1 protein-coding gene is annotated in these 242 nt (G+C 66.9%); it reads right to left on the bottom strand.

Translation table 11 applies throughout. The features are described 5' to 3' along the window. Positions 1-242 (bottom strand): MmgE/PrpD family protein (locus KVT28_RS26380; protein WP_217551248.1); only part of this gene is annotated, 242 nt, incomplete at both ends.

The raw sequence follows: 242 nt of genomic DNA, 5'->3' as shown, positions 1-242 counted from the left end.
AGCCTCCCAGCGCCAGCTGTGCGGCGCTCACCGCGCGCTCAGCTGCAAACCCGGCATGCAGCGGCATTACCCCCGAACCAAACTGCGCGCGTAAGCCGCTGGCCTGCGTGGTGGCGATGCGGAGCAGCGTTGCGGTGGCAGCCAAATCTAACGCCAGGAAACGCGCCAGGGCGGCGGCAGCGGCAACTGTGCCGAGCGTGGCGGTATTGTGGTGACCTAAAGCGTAATGCTGCTGGCTGACG

The organism is Pantoea sp. GbtcB22 (assembly GCF_019091025.1).
In the GTDB taxonomy this organism is placed as follows: domain Bacteria; phylum Pseudomonadota; class Gammaproteobacteria; order Enterobacterales; family Enterobacteriaceae; genus Pantoea; species Pantoea leporis.
The sequence above is the reverse complement of the archived record's forward strand: the minus strand, read 5'-3'. Positions and strand labels throughout refer to the sequence as shown.